The organism is Pseudaquabacterium terrae (assembly GCF_013266755.1).
GTDB lineage: Bacteria > Pseudomonadota > Gammaproteobacteria > Burkholderiales > Burkholderiaceae_C > Pseudaquabacterium > Pseudaquabacterium terrae.
The window spans coordinates 60,034-79,045 of sequence record NZ_JABRWJ010000016.1 but is presented as its reverse complement, the minus strand read 5'-3'; the positions used below and the strand labels follow the sequence as shown (position 1 = coordinate 79,045).

At 70.3% G+C, this 19,012-nt stretch carries 17 protein-coding genes; 9 read left to right on the top strand and 8 right to left on the bottom strand.

Annotation, left to right across the window (positions count from 1 at the left end):
• The first annotated feature begins 244 nt into the window (after positions 1-244).
• The 7 genes from HLB44_RS34065 to HLB44_RS34035 all read left to right on the top strand — a co-directional run bounded on the left by HLB44_RS34065 (position 245) and on the right by HLB44_RS34035 (position 8,487).
• Positions 245-1,723: an MFS transporter gene (locus HLB44_RS34065; RefSeq protein WP_173134451.1), complete on the top strand. Its 1,479-nt coding sequence runs from the start codon at positions 245-247 to the stop codon at positions 1,721-1,723.
• An 11-nt stretch (positions 1,724-1,734) separates the two neighbouring features.
• Positions 1,735-2,538, top strand: a complete 804-nt coding sequence (locus tag HLB44_RS34060; RefSeq protein ID WP_217283922.1) for an SDR family NAD(P)-dependent oxidoreductase — start codon at positions 1,735-1,737, stop codon at positions 2,536-2,538.
• Between the two features lie 14 nt (positions 2,539-2,552).
• Entirely contained in the window at positions 2,553-3,911 is a 1,359-nt protein-coding gene (locus HLB44_RS34055) for a hypothetical protein (protein ID WP_173134448.1), read from the top strand.
• Complete coding sequence (locus tag HLB44_RS34050) at positions 3,908-5,278, top strand: acyl-CoA reductase (protein ID WP_173134445.1); 1,371 nt, start codon at positions 3,908-3,910, stop codon at positions 5,276-5,278. The genes HLB44_RS34055 and HLB44_RS34050 overlap by 4 nt, the downstream gene beginning before the upstream one ends.
• 121 nt (positions 5,279-5,399) lie before the next feature.
• Positions 5,400-6,362: a TauD/TfdA dioxygenase family protein gene (locus HLB44_RS34045; protein ID WP_173134442.1), complete on the top strand. Its 963-nt coding sequence runs from the start codon at positions 5,400-5,402 to the stop codon at positions 6,360-6,362.
• A 17-nt stretch (positions 6,363-6,379) separates the two neighbouring features.
• Positions 6,380-7,423 carry an aldo/keto reductase gene (locus tag HLB44_RS34040; protein ID WP_173134439.1) on the top strand — a complete coding sequence of 348 codons (1,044 nt, stop codon included), beginning with the start codon at positions 6,380-6,382 and terminating at the stop codon, positions 7,421-7,423.
• Positions 7,420-8,487: an alcohol dehydrogenase gene (locus tag HLB44_RS34035; protein ID WP_173134435.1), complete on the top strand. Its 1,068-nt coding sequence runs from the start codon at positions 7,420-7,422 to the stop codon at positions 8,485-8,487. The genes HLB44_RS34040 and HLB44_RS34035 overlap by 4 nt, the downstream gene beginning before the upstream one ends.
• 26 nt (positions 8,488-8,513) lie before the next feature.
• Here the strand turns inward: HLB44_RS34035 and HLB44_RS34030 are convergent, their stop codons facing one another.
• The gene (locus HLB44_RS34030) at positions 8,514-9,431 is read right to left on the bottom strand and encodes a LysR family transcriptional regulator (protein ID WP_173134466.1); all 918 of its coding nucleotides are present in this window, start codon (positions 9,429-9,431) and stop codon (positions 8,514-8,516) included.
• 139 nt (positions 9,432-9,570) lie between these two features.
• Between HLB44_RS34030 and HLB44_RS34025 the strand changes: the two genes are divergently transcribed.
• Positions 9,571-9,975 carry a RidA family protein gene (locus tag HLB44_RS34025; RefSeq protein ID WP_173134432.1) on the top strand — a complete coding sequence of 135 codons (405 nt, stop codon included), beginning with the start codon at positions 9,571-9,573 and terminating at the stop codon, positions 9,973-9,975.
• Here the strand turns inward: HLB44_RS34025 and HLB44_RS34020 are convergent.
• Genes HLB44_RS34020 through HLB44_RS33990 form a run of 7 tightly spaced genes read right to left on the bottom strand, consistent with a single transcriptional unit; the run spans position 9,935 to position 18,082 of the window.
• Positions 9,935-10,378: a Zn-ribbon domain-containing OB-fold protein gene (locus HLB44_RS34020; RefSeq protein WP_173134429.1), complete on the bottom strand. Its 444-nt coding sequence runs from the start codon at positions 10,376-10,378 to the stop codon at positions 9,935-9,937. The two genes, HLB44_RS34025 and HLB44_RS34020, sit on opposite strands and share 41 nt — an antisense overlap.
• 47 nt (positions 10,379-10,425) lie before the next feature.
• Positions 10,426-11,589 carry a thiolase family protein gene (locus HLB44_RS34015; RefSeq protein WP_173134426.1) on the bottom strand — a complete coding sequence of 388 codons (1,164 nt, stop codon included), beginning with the start codon at positions 11,587-11,589 and terminating at the stop codon, positions 10,426-10,428.
• Between the two features lie 5 nt (positions 11,590-11,594).
• Entirely contained in the window at positions 11,595-13,133 is a 1,539-nt protein-coding gene (locus tag HLB44_RS34010) for an AMP-binding protein (RefSeq protein WP_173134423.1), read from the bottom strand.
• A complete protein-coding gene (locus HLB44_RS34005; protein ID WP_173134421.1) occupies positions 13,130-13,807 on the bottom strand; it encodes a hypothetical protein in 678 nt (225 codons plus the stop codon). Before HLB44_RS34005 ends, HLB44_RS34010 begins: the two co-directional genes overlap by 4 nt.
• Positions 13,804-15,168, bottom strand: coding sequence for a phenylacetate--CoA ligase family protein (locus HLB44_RS34000; protein ID WP_173134419.1), 1,365 nt, complete (start codon positions 15,166-15,168; stop codon positions 13,804-13,806). The genes HLB44_RS34005 and HLB44_RS34000 overlap by 4 nt, the downstream gene beginning before the upstream one ends.
• Complete coding sequence (locus HLB44_RS33995) at positions 15,165-15,959, bottom strand: enoyl-CoA hydratase/isomerase family protein (RefSeq protein WP_173134417.1); 795 nt, start codon at positions 15,957-15,959, stop codon at positions 15,165-15,167. The genes HLB44_RS34000 and HLB44_RS33995 overlap by 4 nt, the downstream gene beginning before the upstream one ends.
• A gap of 11 nt (positions 15,960-15,970) precedes the next feature.
• A complete protein-coding gene (locus HLB44_RS33990; protein ID WP_343051732.1) occupies positions 15,971-18,082 on the bottom strand; it encodes a 3-hydroxyacyl-CoA dehydrogenase NAD-binding domain-containing protein in 2,112 nt (703 codons plus the stop codon).
• 114 nt (positions 18,083-18,196) lie between these two features.
• On the opposite strand from HLB44_RS33990, the gene HLB44_RS33985 reads away from it, so the two are divergent.
• Positions 18,197-19,012: a crotonase/enoyl-CoA hydratase family protein gene (locus HLB44_RS33985; protein ID WP_173134413.1), complete on the top strand. Its 816-nt coding sequence runs from the start codon at positions 18,197-18,199 to the stop codon at positions 19,010-19,012.

Genomic DNA, 19,012 nt, shown 5'->3' with positions numbered 1-19,012 from the left:
AAGTCGGCCCCCCAGGGGCCGACCGCCGGATTCGCGCGCTGCGGCCTGCCCGCCCGTGCCTTTGTCGCTCCATACGCCGCAAGCCAACGACGAACGCGCGCACCGAACGACCGCAACGGGCCGCATGCGGTCTTTGCACGATCATCATCGCCGGCGAAGTGGCCGTGCGGGTTTGACCTAACCACGTTAACGTAGTTAGCGATGTAGGCTGAAGGCCTGACGTAGCCTACACCGGAAGGCCCGAATGAACCTCGGCAGTTTGAAGGACGCCGGCCCGCACGCCCAGGGCACCAGCCGCGGCGCCGCGCTGCTCGCGGCGCTGGTGCTGGCCGAGGTGGTCAGCGCCACCGAGGCGACGATGATCTACGGCGCGATGCGCGTGCTGACGCGCGAGTTCGGTGACCCGGTCGCCGTCGGCTGGTCGATCACCGCGTTCCTGCTCGTTGCGGCCGGCTCCGCCGCCGTCGGATCGCGGCTGGGCGACCAGTATGGGCGCCGTCGGGTGCTGCTGATCTGCCTCGCGCTGGCCGGACTGGGCTCGGTGATGAGTGCACTGTCGAGCGGGGCCTTGGGCGTCATCGCCGGGCGCGCGGTGCAGGGCATGGCCGGCGCCATCCTGCCGCTGTGCTTCGGTCTCGTGCGCCAGCACCTGCCGGCGAACCAGGTGCCGTTCGGCGTCGGCGTCGTCGCGGCGGCGGCTTTCGTCTCCGGCGGCCTGGGCTTCGTCACCGGCGGGATGATCGTCGACCACCTGCATTGGTCGTGGATCTTCATCGTCGGCGCGGCCACCGCCGCGATCGCGATGCCCGCGGTGCTGGCCTGCGTGCCGCGCGACACGGTATCCGCCGGCGCGCGCGAGCCGGTCGACCTGCTCGGCGTGCTGCTGCTGTTGCCGGCGATCACCGCGGTGCTGCTGGCGCCCACGCAGGCCAAGTCCTGGGGCTGGGGCGATGTGCGGGTCTGGGCGCTGCTGGTGGGCGGCCTGCTGATGCTCGCCGCATGGGTGCGGCATGAACTGCGCGTCGAGGCGCCGCTGATCGACGTGCGGCTGCTCGGCCGGCGCCAGCTCGCGCTGGCCAACCTGGCGGTCGTGCTGCTGGCGCTGGGGCCGATGCAGTCGGGGCTGACGATGTCGTCGCTGCTGCAGCAGCCGGTGTGGACCGGTGCCGGGCTGGGCCTGAGCGCCACCGTCGCCGGCCTGGTGCAGGCGCCGCCGATGGTGCTGGCGGTATTGATCGGTCCGTTCTGCGGTGCGCTGGCGTTGCGCCATGGCGCGCGTGTGCCTGCTGGGCTGGCCTGCGTGCTGCTGCTGGTCGGCTGGGCGGGCCTGCTGCTGTCGCACGCCGGGCTGCCTTGGGTGGCCGCGATGGCGCTGGTCAAGGGCATCGGTCTGGCCGCAGTGTTCGCCGCCGCGCCGATGCTGATCGTCGAAGCATCGCCGGCAGAGCGCACCAGCGAGACCACCGGCGTCTCGTCGGTGCTGCGCCACGTGTTCAATGCCATCGGCTCGCAGGTCGTGGCGCTGATGCTGGCCTCGTCCACCGTCAGCGACGCGGCGCAGGGCCCGGCGCGCTACCCGGCGCCGGAAGCGCTGACGCTGACATTGGGCGTCATCTGCGTGCTCGCGCTGGCGGCCTGCGCCGTCACCGCCTGCCTGCCGCGCCGGACTGGCGTTGCGCCGGCCGATCTGTCACCGTCGCCGATCAAGGCGGCCACCTCGTGAGGAGTGCGAACGTGAAAGGCATCGAAGGCAAGGTGGCGCTGATCACCGGCGGCGCGGCGGGCATCGGCGAAGCGGCCTGCCGCCACTTCGTCGAGGCAGGCGCGCGCGTGGTCATCGGTGACATCGACGGCGACCGCGCACAGGCGTTGGCCGCTCACTTCGGGAGTGCGGCGCTGGCGGTGCAGTTCGACGCCGGCGACACCGCGCAGGTGCAGCGCCTGGTCGAGCAGGGCGCGCGGCATTTCGGCCGCCTCGACTTCCTGTTCAACAACGCCGCGCTGACCTCGCGCGACGTGATCCAGCGCGACAGCAACCCGGTCGACATCGACTTCGAGGTCTGGGACCGCACGATGGCCGTGAATGCGCGCGGCTACCTGGCCGGCTGCAAGTACGCGATCCCGCATCTGCTGGCGGCAGGCGGCGGCGCGATCGTGATGACCGGCTCGGGCTCCGGCCTGCGCGGCGACCTGGCCAACATCGCCTACGCCGCATCGAAGGCCGCGATCATGAGCATGGCGCGCTCGGTGGCCACGATGTACGGCAAGCGGGGCATCCGCTGCAACGTGATCAATCCCGGCCTGATCCTGACCGAGGGCGGCACCAAGAACGTGCCGCCACCGATGGTCGACATCCTGCTGCGCCACACGCTGACGCCGCGCGTGGGCGTGCCCGACGACATCGGCGCGATGGTCGTCTACCTGTGCTCCGACCACGGCGCGTTCATCACCGGGCAGGCCATCAGCGTCGACGGCGGCCTGCAGGAGCACATGCCCTATTACGCCGACTTCGCCACCGGTGGCGCGAAGTGGGGATGAGGAGTTTGAGCACGATGACACCGACACGACAGGCGCTGCTGGATCGCATCACCGATCCCGACCGGGCCTACGACACGCCCGAGGCCGAATTGCGACCGCTGCAGCTGGCTGCGGCGCAGGAACTGTTCGCAGAGCGCATCACGCAGATCCCGCTGCTGAAGCAGCGCGCGGCCGATGCCGGCATCGACGCGATCCGGACGCCGGACGACCTGCTGCCGCTGCTGTTCGCGCACACCGTCTACAAGTCGTATCCGCAGAGCTTTGTCGATCAGGGGCGCTGGGACCGGTTGCTGCAGTGGCTGCAGACGCTGTCGGTGGCCGATGTGAGCCGAGTCGAGGTGCGTGGCGTGACGGACGTCGACGACTTTCTCGAGCGCCTGTGGGCAGCCGGCCACGGCGTGCTGGCCAGCAGCGGCTCCGGCGGCAAGTGCTCGTTTCTCAATCACACGCCGGGCGACCGTGAATTGAAGGCACGCCACTTCAAGCACACGACCGCCTGGCCGCTCGCGCGCTCGGCGCCCGATCGTGCGCTGTTCTGGCTCGGGCCGATCAAGGGCTTCAACAGCGCGGTCGAGTCGGCGCAGATCAACCGCGTGAACTGGGGCCGGCCCGGCGCGATGCACGCGCTGGGCTCCCCGCTGCGCATCGGCGAAGTCAACCGCGCGATTGCTTTGCGCAAGCGCATCGCCGACGGCAGCGCGACGCCGGGCGAGATCGCCGCGGCCGAGGCCGATGCCGCCGCCAAGGCGGAGCAGGGCCGCGCCGAGCTGCTGGCACTGGCCGACTTGATCCTCGACCATCGTCACGAGCCGATCATGCTGTCCGGCCTGTGGGCGCAGCACATGACGATCCTGCAGCGCGCCCGCGAGCGCGGCATTCCAGACGGGGACTTCCACCGCGAAGCCATCGTGATGGCCGGCGGCGGCGTCAAGGGCATCGCGCTGCCGCCGGACTACAAGGAACAGGTCGACCGCTTCTACGGCGCGGTGATCCGCCCCGGCGCCTACGGCATGACCGAGCTCGCGCAGATGATGCCGCGCTGCGAGGCCGGCCGTTACCACCGTGCGCCGGGCCTCGTCTGGCTGGTCAGCGACGAGCGCGGCGAACGCCTGCTGACGGCAGAGCACGATGCCGACGCCAACGGCCAGGCCACCGGTCGTTTCGCATTCCTCGACTTGCTTCACGAGGGCCGCTGGGGCGGCCTGATCAGCGGCGACAAGGTGACGATCGACTTCAACGAGCGCTGCCCCTGCGGCCGCCACGGCCCGACGCTGCTGGACACCATCAGCCGCTATGCGGCCAGCGGCGGCGACGACAACATCGGCTGCGCCGGCACGATCGACGCGTACATCCGCGGGGCGGTCGGAGCATGAACCAAGCCATGATCACCGTCGACCATATCGTTCAAGGTGAGCGGGTCAGCGGCGCCGAGCAGGTCTACGGCCGCTTCGCGACGCCGAAGCTCGACCTCGACCGCCTGGTCTGGCCGCGCAGCACGCCCGGCCCGGCCTTCGACACGCCACTGGCCGAGATCATCGACGTGCTGGTGCAACTGGGCGCCTGGCTGGCCGCTGACCCCCAGGGCGTCGTGGCCGAGGCGCTCGAGCACGCGGTGCGCGCCGGCAGCCTGCCGCGGCCGCTGATGGAGTTCTCCTACGCCAACATCGGCAAGCCCTTCGACCGCCGCAGCATTGCATTCCAGGTACAGCGCGAGCTCGGCGGTGCCGACGTGCTGGACGGCTGGCGCGAGATCCCCGACGCCCCCAGCGGCCGTCCGGCCCGCATCCGTGCCTTTCCGCCGCGGCTGATCCACATCGTCGCCGGCAATGCGCCGGGGGTGTCGGCGCAGACGGTGCTGCGCGGCGCCATCACCAAGGGCGTGCACCTGCTGAAGCTGCCGTCGAACGACCTGTTCACCGCGCCGGCCATCCTGCGCGGCCTGGCCGCGGTGGCCCCGCGGCATCCGCTGACGCGTTCGTTCTCGGCTGTGTATTGGCGTGGCGGCGATGCGGCGGTGGAGGGCGTGCTGTTCCGCCCGCAGTTCTTCGACAAGATCGTCGCCTGGGGTGGCGAGGCGTCGATCCGCAGTGCCATCAAGTACCTCGGCCCGGGCCTGGAGCTGGTCAGCTTCGACCCCAAGACCTCGATCTCGCTGATCGGCCGCGAGGCCTTCGAATCGGCCGAGTCGCTGGCCGCCGCCGCCGAGCGCGCGGCCTTCGATGCCACGCTGATGAACCAGCAGGCCTGCGCATCGAGCCGCTTCCAGTTCGTCGAGGGCAGCGTCGACGAGGTCGACCGCTACTGCGCGCTGCTGCAGCAGCGCATGAACGTCGACCGGCCCACCGCGTCGGCGATCGGCCCGGCGGTGCCCGAAGCGCTGCGCGACGAGATCGACGGGCTGAAGATGATGGCGCCCGAAGTACGCGTGTGGGGCGGCTATGGCGGCGAGGGCGTGGTGATCCGCTCCGAGACGCCGGTCGACTTCCACCCCGACGGCAAGATCGTCAACGTGGTGCCGGTGGCCGACCTGGCCGACGCGGTGGCATATGCCAACGTCGCGACGCAGACCGTGGGCATCTGGCCGCCGCAGCGCAAGGCCGTGTTGCGTGACGCACTGGCCTCGCGCGGCGTGCAGCGCGTGGTGAACCTCGGCGGTACCGCCGGCGTCGAGCTCGGCCTGCCGCACGACGGATTCATGCCGCTCCAGCGCTTCATGCGCTGGGTCAACGACGAAGGCTGAAGGGATGACCCACCCCCGTAGCGCCTTCGGCGCCTCCCCCTCGCGGGGGCGCCCCCAGCGGACCGGCAGAGCCGGATCCGCGGCGGCAGCTTGGCTGGCCACGCACAGATGAAGGACTGAGATGCACATCCGCCCCCTGAGCCCCTTCGGCGCCGAAGTGATCGGCCTCGATCTCGACGACGAGCACGCGCTCGACGAAGCCACACAGCAGGCGCTGCGAACCGCGTGGGTCGAGCACGGCATCCTGCTGTTCCGCAACGCGCTGCATTCGGAAGACGCGCACCTGCGGCTGAGCCGCGTCTTCGGCGACCCGCAGCCGGCGGCCGTCAAGCGCATCAACGATGCGAACAACCCGTACCTGATGAACCTGGCGCAGCGTGCCGGCGATGCCAGCGGCGACACCTTCACGCTGTTCGAGATCGACGGCCAGCGCCGCGCCGGCTGGCTGGGCTGGCATTGGGACCAGGCCTTCACCGCGGAGATCGTGCGCGGCGCGCTGCTGCGCATGATCAATCCAGCCACGGTCGACGGCCGCACCGGCTTCATCGACGCTGCTGCCGCCTACAGCCGGCTCAGTCCGGCGATGCAACAGCGCATCGACGGCATGGAGGTGGTCTACCACTTCACCGGCGCGCAGGAACAGAACCGCTTCGGTTTCCCGGGCAACCTGCGTGTGGCCGAGCGCAACCCCAAGGCCGACGCCGCGCTGGTGCAGTACCGGCGCGACTTTCCGCCGGTGGTGCATCCGCTCGTGATCACGCAGCACGAGACCGGCCGCAAGGTGCTGAAGCTCTCGCCGATGCACGCGCAATCGATCCTCGGCATGGACGCGCCCGAGAGCGATGCGCTGCTGCACGAGCTGGCCGACCACCTGGTCGATGCGCGCCACGCGTACTTCCACACCTGGCAGGCCGACGACGCGATCATCTGGGACAACTGGCGCACGATCCACAGCGCCACCGGCGTGCCCTTCGACGTCAACCGCCTGGCGCAGCGCACGACGATCGTCGGCGACTACAAGCTCGGCCGCTACCTCGACCCCGCGCGCAACGGGCAGAAGCCGGTGCGCCGGCTCGACGACTGAAGGCCATGGAGTCGACGATGCGCTACCAGCTGCTTGGCCGCTCGGGCCTGCGTGTGTCCGAGCTGTGCCTGGGCACGATGACCTTCGGTGCTGCCGGATGGGGCACGCCGGAGCCCGAGGCCGCGGCAATGGTGAAACGCTTCCGCGATGCCGGCGGCAACTTCTTCGACACCGCGAACGAGATCTACGCCGGCGGCCTGTCGGAAGAAATACTCGGCCGACTGGTGGCCGGTGAGCGCGACCAGGTGGTCATCGCCACCAAGTACGGCCTGCATGTGCCGGGCACCAACAACCCCAATGCCGCGGGCAACCAGCGCAAGAGCCTGAAGCGCTCGATCGAGTCCAGCCTCAAGCGGCTGGGCACGGACTACGTCGACCTGCTGTGGACCCACTGCTGGGACGGCGTGACGCCGGCCGACGAAGTGATGCGCGCGCTGGACGACCTGGTGCGCCAGGGCAAGGTGCTGCACATCGGCGTGTGCAACACGCCGGCCTGGGTGGTGTCGCGCTCGAACACGCTGGCCGAGCTGCGCGGCTGGACCGCATTCGCCGGCCTGCAGGTGGAGTACAGCCTGCTCGAACGCACGGCAGAGCGCGAGCTGCTGCCGATGGCGCGCGCGCTGGGCCTGGGCGTCGCCGCCTGGTCGCCGCTGGCCAGCGGCATCCTGAGCGGCAAGTACGCCGACCCCGGCGCGGGCGACGGCGCGCGGCTGCAGAAAGCGCCGATGCGCCCGCTCGACGAGCGCAGCCTGGCGCTCGCGCGCGGCGTCGCGGCGGTGGCGGCCGAATTGGGCCGGCCGCCGGCGCAGGTGGCGCTGAACTGGGTGCGCGCGCAAGCCGGCGTGCTGCCGCTGCTGGGTGCGCGCACCGACGCGCAACTGCAGGACAACCTGGCCTGCCTGGACTTCACGCTCGAGCCCGAGACGCTGGTGCGGCTGGATGCGCTGAGCGCCATCGAGCCCGGTTTTCCGCACGACTACCTGCGCCGCACGCGCGCCTTGGCAACCGCCGGTTTCGATGCACGGCTGGACCTGACCTCATCCAAAGGACCCAAGCAATGAACGAGCTGGCGACGGCGATGCGCAGCTTCATGATGACCGGCTTCGGCGAGCCGCTGCGCGAGCAGATCGGCAAGCGGCCCGAACCGGCCGGCAGCGAGGTGCTGCTGAAGGTGGATGCCTGCGGCGTGTGCCACAGCGACCTGCACATCTGGGAAGGCCACTTCGACCTCGGCGGTGGGCGGCAGCTGGACATCCGGCAAGGCATCGGCCTGCCGCGCACGCTCGGCCACGAGATCGCCGGCACCGTGATCGCTGTCGGCCCTGACGTGCAAGATGTGCGGCCAGGCGACCGGCGTGTCGTCTACCCCTGGATCGGCTGCGGCGAATGCGCGCGCTGCTTAGCCGGCGAGGAGCAGGTGTGCGCCAACCAGCGCAACCTGGGCACGCGCCGCGACGGCGGCTTCGCCAGCCACGTGCTGGTGCCGCACGAGCGTTACCTGATTCACTTCGGCCGCGTGCGCGAGGAGCTGGCCTGCACCTACGCCTGCTCCGGACTCACCGCCTACAGCGCGCTGAACAAGGCGCTGCCGCTGGGCGCCAAGGACCCGCTGGTCATCATCGGCGCCGGCGGTGTCGGGCTGTCGGCCATCAACCTGGCGCGCAGCGTGCACGGCATCGCGCCGATCGTCGCCGAGATTGATCGCACGAAGTGGGACGCCGCGCACGCCGCCGGTGCATCGCAGGTGCTGGACCCGCGCGACGCCGATGCGGTGAAGCAACTGCTCGGCGCGACCGGCGGCGTCGCCGCGGTGGTGGATTTCGTCGGCGCGCCGCCGAGCGTCGGATTCGCGATGCAGACGCTGCGCCGCGGCGGCCGGCTGGTGATCGTCGGCCTGATGGGCGGCTCGATCGAGCTACAGCTGCCGCTGCTGCCGATCCGCGCGCTGAGCATCATCGGGTCCTACGTCGGCTCGCTGGAGGAGATGCGCTCGCTGGTCGCGCTGGCGCGCGAAGGGCGCGTCCCGGAAATTCCGGTGCAGACGCGCGGGCTGGAGGAGGCGCAGCGGACGCTCGACGACTTGAAGTTGGGGAAGGTGGTCGGGCGCGTGGTGTTGAGGCCGTGAAATCCGGTGCAGCAGGTACATCCGGGTCACCGAACCGTGATTGGCGCGTGTCGGGCCATCAACTCGGCGACCCAGTCGATGAACACCCGCAGCTTCGCGCTGACGTGCCGGTTCGGCGGAAACGCCACGTACATCGGCATCGGATCGAGTTGCCAGTCCTCGAACAAGGGCACCAACTCGCCGCGGGCGCGATGCGCCTCGGACATGTAGTGCGGCAGCCAGAGCACGCCCAGGCCGGCGAGGCCGGCGGCGAGGTAGGCATTGCCGTCGTCGACCGCGAGCACGTAGCGGCCCTGCGCTGCGACGCTCTCGCCGCCGCGGCGCATGACGTACGACAGGACCTTGCCGGTGCGCGACGATCGGAAGCCCACGATGCGGTGCTGCGGGTCTTCCAGCTCCCGCGGGTGCGATGGCGTGCCGACGCGTTCCAGGTAGCTCGGCGCCGCGCAAGCTCCGAGCTGCAGGTCGCCCACGCGTCGTGCGATCAGCGACTGGTCGCTGATCTCGCCGCCGCGCAACACGCAATCCACGTTGTCGCCGATCAGGTCCACCATGCGATCGCTCACGCCCATGTCGAGCTGGATGTCGGGATAGAGCGCGTGGAAGGCCGGCAAGGCCGGTACCAGGATCATGCGCGCCAGCGGGCTGGGCACATCCACCCGCAGTCGGCCTCGGGGTAACGCCGAGGCGCTGGACAGGCTGGTCTCCGCATCGTCCATGTCGGCCAGCAAGCGCACGACGTGCTGGTAGTAGGCCGCTCCATCGGCCGTGACGCCGAGCTTGCGCGTGGTTCGGTTGAGCAGCTTGACGCGCAGCCGCGTCTCCAGCTGCTGCACCAGTTGCGTCATGCTGGTCTTGCTCATGTGCAGCGTCTCGGCTGCCTTGGTGAAGCTGCCGGCTTCCACCACACGGGCAAAGGCCTGCATTGCGTCGAAACGGTCCATGTCTGCTTCCAGTCGCGATTGTTCGGACTTTGCAAACAGTGATTGTCGGCCTGGCCCGTTTATCCGGGAGGAATGCGTCCCTAGAGTCCATTCGTTCGCCAACTCCGGGTCGGATCCGACCCACTCGACGAGGGACTCCATGATCAAGCGTGACGTCGTTTTCCCACCCGGGCGCCAGGCGCTCTACGAAAGAAATCGCTATTCGCCGGCGATCCGGTCGAATGGTTTCCTGTTCGTCTCGGGACAGGTCGGCAGCCGCCCGGACGGCTCGCCCGAACCCGACCTGGAGGCGCAGGTCCGGCTCGCGTTCGAGAACCTGAACGCGATCCTGGGCGCGGCAGGTTGCACGTTCGACGACGTGATCGACGTGACTGTCTTCATCGTCGATCCGCAATCGTCGTTCGAGACGATCTGGAAGGTGCTGCCGGAGTACTGGGGCAGCGCACCGTACCCGACGCTGACCGGCATCGGCGTGACTTGGCTCTACGGCTTCCAGTTCGAGATCAAGGTGATCGCGAGGCTGCCGGACACGGGCGAGGGTTGAGGGAACGTCTATTCGCCTCGAACCGCGGCAGCCACACCCCCACCGCCACCCGCTCGAACCGCACCCTCAGCGCCATCCCGATCCTCACGTCTGCCTCGTCGCATCCGACGAGGTTGCTGAACATCACCGGCCCTTCCGCCAGCTCGACCAGCGCCAGCACGAAGGGCACGGCGAACCCCGGCGCCGGCGCGCGGTGCACGACGGTGTGGCTGTACAGCGTGCCGCGCCCGCTGGCCGGCACCCACTGCCAGTCGGTCGCGAAGCAGTGCGTGCATGCCACTTCGGGCCGAAAGAAGTGCTGGCCGCAGGCATTGCAGCGCGGCAGCAGCAGCCGGCCTTCGGCGGCCGCATTCCAGAACGGCCGCGTCAGATCGGTGATAGCGGGCAGCGTCGGCGTCGGCATGACGCCGGGCTCGAGGGTGAATGCTTCAGATTGCTTCGTCATTGGGCTCACCCGCGTCCCAGCATGATCAGCTCGACATGCTGCGCGCCGCTGCCGGCATTGCTGGCCAGCGCCAGCTCGGCATCGGGCACCTGCCGCGCACCATTGACGCGGCGCAGCTGGCGCACGGCCTCGATCACCTTCAGCGTCAGCTGCGCGGTGCCGGTCCAGCTGCCGGCGAGCATGCCGCCGTCGAGATTGGTGGGGCAGCTGCCGTGCAGCGTCAGCCGGTCGCCGGCACAGAAGGCGCCGCCTTCACCCTCGGCGCACAGACCCAGCATCTCGAACTGTCGCAGCACCTCGAAGCTCACCGGGTCGTAGAGCGAGAAGACGTCGATGTCCTGCGCCGTCACGCCGGCCTTGGCGAAGGCACGGGCGGCGGCGTCGCGGCCCAGGTGGCGCAGGTCCTTGTACAGCGGCGGGTTGGCGTAGTTGCCCTGGAAGAACTCCATGCCGCCGCCGAGGATGGGCACCGGCTGCCGGGGCAGGTCACGCGCGCGTTCGGCGGTGGTGATGACGATCGCGGCGCCGCCTTCGTTCATCAGGCAGCAGTCGAGCCGGTGGAACGGCGTGGCCACCAGCGGCGAGGCCAGCACGTCGGCCGCGGTGTAGGGGCCGGCGCCGAACATCACCGCCTCGGGGTTGACGTGGCCGTGGTTGCGGATGGTGGCGGCCACGTGCGCCAGCTGTTCGGGCGTGGTGCCGAATTCATGCATGTGACGCGTGGCCACCAGCGCGAACTGCGCCATCACCGAGCTGCCGTAGGGCTCGGCGAATTCCATGCTCATGTTGGCGCCCGGCGCCGCGCCGTCCGTGGAGAACGGGCCGGCGCGGCCGCTGCCGACCACCGCCACGTCGCACAGGCCGGCTTCCACCGCTGCGGCGGCTTCGAGCACGCCGCGTACGCCAGCCGTTAGAAGATGGTGGCTGACGCACCACGACAGCGGCTGCTTCAGGTACATCGCCCAGTTCTCGGCATCGCGCGGCGCGCCGCCGGGGCCGGGCCAGTCGACCGCCGCGCCGTCGACGTCGCGCGGTTGCAGGCCGGCATCGGCGATCGCGCCTTTCACGGCTTCGATCACCAGGTCCTGCGATGTGCGGCCGGGCAGGCGGCGGGCCTGCGTCGTCTGGTAGACGCCGACGATGGTGGCTTGACGCGAGGAGTTGCTCATGCCCATCAGGCCCCGCGCGTCTCGCCGCCGGGGTATCCGCCCCCGCCGAAAGCCGCGTCGAGCGCCTTGTAGTCCGGACGGCCGCTCGCATCGCGCGGCAGCGCGTCGACGAACTCGACGTGGCGCGGCTTCTTGTACGAGGCAATGCGGGCGCGGCAGTGTTCGATCAGCACGGCCGCATCGGCCGGCGCGCCGGGCTTCAGCACGACGATGGCCTTGACGCTTTGCACCCACTGCGCATCCGGCACGCCGATCACCGCGCAATCGGCCACGGCCTCATGCTGCTTCAGGCAGCCTTCGACCTCGGCCGGGTAGATGTTCTCGGCGCCGCTCTTGATCATCTGCAGCTTGGGGCCGATGAAACTGAGCGAGCCGTCCGGCTCGCGGCGGCCAAGGTCGTTGGTGCGGTGCCAGCCGTCGCGCTGGCGCTGCGCATTCAGCGCCGGGCGGCGCCAGTAGCCGTTCATCACCGTCGGGCCGCGCACGCAGATCTCGCCGGTCTCGCCGGTCGGCACTTCGCTGCCGGTGTCGTCCAGGATGCGCAGTTGCGCCACCGGCCCGCTGCGGCCGTTGCGGCCAAGGTTTGCTCCCCAGCCGTAGTAGCTCCAGGTCACCGGCCCCATCAGCTCGGTCTGGCCGTAGCCGAACAGGTTGCGTGCGTCCTGCACCTGCACCATCGCGTCCCACTCGGGGCTGACGCTGGCGGTGCGCAGGCTGCTGAAGTCGTAGCGCCGGTCGCTGTTCAGGGCGGCCAGGTCGGTACAGGTGCTGTGCATCAGAAAGGCGTAGGTGCAGCGCTCGTCGTGGATCAGGCGGGCCATCGCCGCGGGATCGGTGCGACGGATGAAGACGTTGGTGCCGCCGATGTGGAACACCGCCAGCGTGACCATCAGCGTGCCGACGTGGAACAGCGGCCCCGAGTTCAGGAAACGCGTGTCGGTCGAGAGGTCCTGGATGTCGATCAGCGCCAGGTCCTGCCACGCGATCGCGCGCTGGCTCAGCATGGCGCCATTCGGGCGGCCGCCGAAGGCCGCCGTGTAGATCACGAGTACCGGGTCGTTGGAGTCGGCGGTGCGCTGGCGCGGCTCGGGGGGCGCATCGGCGATGAAGCGGTCCCAGCCGTCGGGGCCGTCGAGGGGCAGCCAGCGCGCGCCTTGGTGCTGGGCGCGTTCGCGCGCGGCGCGCACCGCGTCGCCGATCTCGGCCTCCTGCCAGACCACCAGCGTCGGCTCCAGGTCGTCGATCACGAAAGCCAGCTCGTCGGCGGTCTGGCGCCAGTTGACCGGGCAGAACATCGCGCCGAGCTGGCCACAGGCGATCAGGCCCTCGAGCACGCCGGGGTGGTTCTGCGCCAGCCACAAGACCCGGTCGCCATGGCGCACGCCCGCGTCCTCCAGCGCATTGGCCAGGCGCTGCACGCGGTTGGCCAGCGCGGGATAGCTCAGCCGCAGGCCCTCGCCGATCACCGCCGGTTGCTGCGGGCGTGCCCGGCGGTGTTCCTCGAGGATCTCGCCGAGGGTCAATGAATGCAGCGGATCGCTCATGACGCGTGAAGGACGCGGCCATCGGCCGCGATGATGCCGCGCACGCCGGTGCGCAGCTGCTGCCACGGCGTGGCGCGCTCGGCCACGCTCGTGACCACGAGCTCGCCGTCGATCGATTCGACACGCCATTCGCTGCGGTCGTAGTCCGCGCCACCGCCCTCGGGCGGCTCGAACGCCCACAGCGGTCCCAGCGGCAGCAGCGTCCATGGCTTGAGGCCGGCATCGCGCAGCACCGCGGCCGCGTCGGGCAGCGCGGCCAGCGTCGAGTGGCCCAGCAGCGCGCGCAGGTCGCGGCCCAGCGCGAGCAGCGCCGCGACGATCTCGCCCGTCAGGCCGATCACCGCCTGCATGCGCAGCCGGCGCAGCAGCATGTCGGTGCGTGGCGCGTCGATGGCCACCGGTTCGGCCACGCCGAAGGGCACGCCCAGGCCGATCAATGCGTTCTCGTAGGGCCAGAGGATCGCGTAGTCGAAGCCGGCGCCGATCAGGTGCGCCGGCTGACCACGCTGCAGGCCCATGTGCTCGAACACGCGGCGAGCCCAGGCGGTGTCGGCCTCGATGTCGCGCAGGCTGACGGTGAACGGGTGCGTGGCGCCGGGCAGGCGCAGCAGCGCGACAGCCCAGCGGCTCGCCAGCTCGCCCGGCGTGCGCGGGTCGTGCGTCTGGAGCGTCATGCCTTCACCGTCCTCGGAATCTTGTGCCGCGAGCCCGAGGCCATGATCTGCTGCTCCGGCACCAGCTCGATCTCGGCGCGCAACCCGACTGCCGCCTCGACCCCATCGACCAGCGCGCTGCGCACGGCCGCCAGCGCGGGCGAGCCGGCGTAGCCGACGCGGATCGTCAGCACGTCCATCTCTCGGCGCGGCCGCACGATCTGGAATACACCATGCTCCGTGGCCGGCACGTCCTCGATCGCGCCCCACACGTCCATCGGCAGGATCGAGCGGCCCTGCACCAGCAGCTCGTCGGCGCTGCGGCCCACGGGCGTGAAGCGGCTGTGCGTGCGGCCGCATTCGCAGCGGCCGCGTTTCATGTCGACGATGTCGCCGCCGCGGTAGCGCAGCAGCGGGTCGAGCGGGTTGATCAGCGAACTGCACACCAGCTCGCCGCGGCCGTCGCCGCCGATCGGCACGCCGCTCACCGGGTCGATGATCTCGGCCACGCCGATGTCTTCCCACGCGTGGCAGCCGGCGTGCTCGCGGCAGTCGTGCGCATGGCCCAGGTCGCCGAAGCTGGTCTGGTTGAAGATCTTGTCGCCCAGACCCCAGCGCTCGAAGGTGCGCCGCATCTTCGGGCCCACCGGCTCGCCGGCGAACAGGATGCCCTTGTAGCTGGCGAAGACGTCGCGCATGTCGATGCCTTGCGTGCGCTCCAGCTCGACCAGGCCGGCGCCGAGGTAGGCCGTCATCGCGTAGAACACCGTCGGCCGCAGCTGGCGCGACAGCGTGCAGAAGTGCGCCAGGTCGGCCGGGTCGTAGCCCAGCAGGATGGGGGTCAGGCCCAGCTGCTGCAGCAGCCGGAACATCGGCCCGCGCATGCGCAGGCCGAAGAACACGCCGTATTCACCGGGCCGCAGGCCGATCTCCCACCAGTCGCGCAGCGTACCGCCCCAGTAGCTGGCCGGGCCGTCCGGGGCCAGGCCGGGGCCGGCGGGCTGGTTGCCATCGCGGCCGCCCCAGCTGTAGTTGAAGAGAGTCGGGTCGCCGGTGGTGCCGGAGCTCGAGCCGAGGAACGCGATGTCGCGAAGGTCGGTGCATAGCAGCCCGCAGAACGGATCGTCGTGCCGGTCGCGCCAGTCGCGCATCTGGTCCTTGTCCATCAGCGGAGCCAGCGCGCAGAAGTCGGCCGTGCTCTTGATGTCCTGCGGGCGCACACCGGCGGCCTGCCAGTGGTGGCGGAGGAAGGCCGAGCGCTCGTAGGCGTACTCGACCATGCGCAGCAGCCGGTCCTGCTGCAGCGCCAGCAGCGCTGTGCGCGGCAGCGTCTCGACCGGGTCGAAACAGCGGGCGTCGTCAGGGGGCAGGGGGTGATTCATTGGCCTGTGAATTGTGGAGCGCGTTTGGCCAGAAAGGCCTCGATCGCCTCGCGGTGATCGGCCGTCTGCAGCGACACCATCTCGTAGGCCAGGCCCGCGTCGAGCACCTGGGCCGCCTGCGCCTTCAGGCCGATGTTCAGCGTGGCCTTGGTCCATTGCAGCGCGTAGCGCGGGCCGCTGCTCCAGCGCGCGGCCCAGCGGTCCACGGTGGCGTCGAGCTCACTGTCCGGCACGCACAGGCTGACCAGCCCGCAGCGTTCGGCCTCGGCGGCGCCCAGCAGCTCGCCGCCCAGCAGGTAGCGCTTGGCGCGGGCATAACCCACCAGCAGCGGCCAGGCCACGGCGCCGCCGTCGCCGGCGACCAGGCCGACGCGCACGTGCGGGTCGCCGATGCGCGCGCCCTCGGCCATCACCGTCAGGTCGCACAGCAGTGCCAGCGTCGCGCCCAGGCCGACGGCATCGCCCTGGATGCGCGCGATGACGGGCTGTTCGACATCCAACAGCGTGTTCACGAAGCGGCGCGCCAAGTCGAACTCCTGCTTGATCATCGGCGGATCGTCGAGCAGGCTCAGCGTGTGCTGCAGGTCGCCGCCGGCGCTGAAGGCGCGGCCGGCGCCGGTGAGCACCACCACCGCGGTGCGGCGGTCGCGCCGCAGGTCCTGGAACAGCCGCAGCAGCTCGTTCTCGGTGTCGAAGTCGATCGCGTTGAGCTTGTCGGGGTTGTTCAGCGTCACGCGCAGCACCGCGTCGCGGCGCTCGATCAGCAGGCGGTGGTAGCCGGTGTGGTCCATCGATGGCGCCTTCAGGCGGGGATGAGGGCGCGGGTCTGGCGGTCCTGCTCGGCGAGCGCCGCCAGCCGCGGAGCCGGCGCCCACAGCGCGCCTTGGGCTGCGTGCAGCCGGGTCACCGTGTCGTGGATGATGTCCCAGCCCTGCTGCGCGGCCCAGTACATCGGCCCGCCCTGGTGGCGCGGGAAGCCGTAGCCGTGCACGTAGGCGGCGTCGATGTCGCCCTCGCGCAGGGCGATGCCTTCGCCGACGATCTTCAGCCCCTCGTTGGCCATCGCGCTCAGCACGCGGCTGACGATCTCGTCGTCGCTGACGGCGCGGCGCGTGATCTTCATTTCGCGCGAGACCTCTTCGATCAGACGCTCGACGTCGGCGTCGGGGCTGCCGTCGCGGCCGGTGTAGCGGTAGTAGCCGGCACCGGTCTTCTGGCCGAAGCGGCCGCGCTCGCACAGGCGGTCGGCGATCGGCGAGTAGCGCAGCGCCTTGTCGCGGAACTGCTCGCGGTACTGGCGGATGCGCCAGCCGACGTCGAGGCCGGCCATGTCGCGCATCAGGTACAGCCCCATCGGAAAGCCGAAGCCCTGCAGCGCGCGGTCGACCTGCCACGGCGTGGCGCCTTCCTCGAGCAGGAAGTCGCACTCGCGGCCATAGACCGCGAGGATGCGGTTGCCGATGAAGCCGTCGGCATTGCCGGACAGCACCGCCGTCTTTCCGATGGTCTTGGCCAGTGCCATCGTCGTCACGATGACTTGTGGCGAGGTGGCCGCACCGCGCACCACCTCCAGCAGCTTCATCACGTTGGCCGGACTGAAGAAGTGCGCGCCGATCACCTGCGCCGGGCGGGCGGTGGCGTTGGCGATCTTGTCGATGTCCAGCGTCGATGTGTTGGTGGCCAGCACGGCGCTCGGCTTCATCACCGCGTCGAGCTGCTGAAACACGTGCTTCTTGACCACCAGGTCCTCGAAGGCGGCCTCGACCACGATGTCGGCATCGCCGATGGCCGCGTATTCCAGCGTGCCTGTGATCAGCGCCAGCGCGCGGTCGACCTGGGCCTGCGACAGGCTGCCGCGCGCCACCGACGTGGCGTAGTTCTTCTCGATCAGCGCACGGCCGCGCGCCAGCGACTCGGGGTTGGCATCGAGCAGCCACACCGGCAGACCGGCATTGGCGAAGCACATCGCGATGCCGCCGCCCATCGTGCCGGCCCCGATCACGGCGGCCGAGCGGATCGGCTGCGGCTGGACGTCGGCGGACAGTCCGGGGATGCGCGCTGCCTCGCGCTCGGCCTGGAAGGCATGGATCAGCGCCGCACGCTGCGCGCTGGCCTTGCATTCGTCGAACGCGGCGAGCTCGAAGGCATAGGCTTCCGCGAAGGGCTTGGTGCACGCGGCCTCGATGCAATCGACGATGCGCTGCGGCGCAATCTGCCCGCGCCACTTCTTCGCGTGTTTCGCGCGGAACTCGGTGAACAGCGCGGCATCGGTGCCGGCCAGACGCTGATTGCGTTCACTGACGCGCTGCAGCGGCCGCGCTTTGGTCAGCACGCGCTGCGCGAAAGCGAGAGCGCCTTCCAGCAGCGGGCCGTCGACCAGTTCGTCGACGACGCCGCTGTCCTGCGCGTCGGCGGCTGTCATCGGCTTGCCGCTGGTGATCAGCTCCAGCGCACGCGCCGGGCCGACCAGCCGCGGCAGCCGCTGCGTGCCGCCGGCACCGGGCAACAGGCCGATGCTGACTTCCGGCAGCCCGAGCTTGCAGTCCGACGTGGCGACGCGGAAGTGGCAGCCGAGCGCAATCTCCAGCCCGCCGCCCAGTGCGTGCACGCCGAGCGCGGCAATCACCGGCTTCGGGCAGGACTCGAGCGCGGCGATCACCTCGCGGCCGGAGATCACCGGTCCGGCACCTTGCGGCTTGCCGAACTCGCGGATGTCGGCGCCGGGGATGAACTTGCCGCCGGCCCCGATCAGCACCAGCGCCTGCACCTGGGCGTTGTCCGCGGCGTCCCACACGGCGGCCAGCAGGTCGATGCGCACCGCCATGCTCATGGCATTGACCGGCGGGTTGTCGATCGTCAGCACGGCCACGGCACCTGCGCCGGTGCGGTGAAGGGAGGAGTGGACTGTGCTCACGGTGGGGGCCTCTGGAGTCTCGATCCGGGGCATTCTGCGGAGGATCGCCAACATAGTAAACTAGGTTAACTACGAATGCGGATCGCCGAGATAACTTAGTAAACTAGGTCAACCATGAGTAGCGACTTCATCCGCACCGAGCAGCACGGCCGCGTCATCACGCTGACGCTGAACCGCCCCGACGAGCGCAATGCGATCGGCAGCCATGCCGACTGCGAGGCGCTGGTGGCCGCGGTGCAGCGCGCCGGCGCCGCGCCCGACGTCGCAGCAATCATCCTGACCGGCGCCGGCAGCGCCTTCTGCGCCGGCGGCAACCTGAAGGCGATGCGCGAGCGCGATGCCGCCACCGGCATCGGCCCGCTTCATTCGCCGCTGACCACGCGCAACAACTACCAGCGCGGCATCCAGCGCATCCCGCGCGCGCTGTGGGATTGCGAGGTGCCGCTGATCGCCGCGATCAACGGCGCAGCGATCGGCGCCGGCCTCGACTTGGGCCTCATGTGCGACATCCGCCTGGTCGCGCAGGGCGCCAAGCTGGCGTCCAGCTTCATCAAGGTCGGCATCGTGCCGGGTGACGGCGGGGCCTGGCTGCTGCCGCGCGCGGTGGGCTGGTCGAAGGCGGCCGAGATGATGTTCACCGGCGAGGCGCTGAGCGCCGACCAGGCGCTGGCCTGCGGGCTGGTCTCGCAGGTGCTGCCGCCGGAGCAGCTGATGGACCACGCGCGCGCGCTGGCCGAGCGCATCGCCGTCAACCCGCCGCAGACGCTGCGGCTCGTCAAGCGCCTGCTGCGCGAGAGCCAGCACGCGCGCCTGGACGACGTGCTGCAGCTCTCGGCCGCGTTCCAGGCGCTGGCCCACGAGACCGCCGACCACCACGAGGCGCTGGCCGCCTTCATCGACAAGCGCACGCCTGTCTTCACGGGAAAGTGA